At 39.8% G+C, this 216-nt stretch carries 1 pseudogene; it reads right to left on the bottom strand.

From position 1 onward, the window contains the following. Nucleotides 1–216, bottom strand: a pseudogene (locus NRL14_RS21025) (hypothetical protein); the annotation flags it as partial.

The following is a 216-nucleotide window of genomic DNA, read 5'->3' as shown; positions in this document are numbered from 1 at the left end:
ATTCACATAACTTGCATCAAAGTAAGGATCAACGCTAATGCCTTTTTGTAACGACTTTATAGCGCCGTTTATGTCTTGTTTATTAAGCGCGAGCATACTTTGATTGATGTTACCTTCACCGCGCCATGTATTTACAGTATTAGCGTGTGCAAGCTCTATAATTGATTGATTAAGCCCATTTAACTGCGCTGTTGTTTGGCTTAGGTTTTGCGCTGC

This window comes from Pseudoalteromonas sp. 20-92 (assembly GCF_030847595.1).
Taxonomy (GTDB): Bacteria; Pseudomonadota; Gammaproteobacteria; order Enterobacterales; family Alteromonadaceae; genus Pseudoalteromonas; species Pseudoalteromonas fuliginea.
This window is presented reverse-complemented; position numbering and strand designations above follow the sequence as displayed.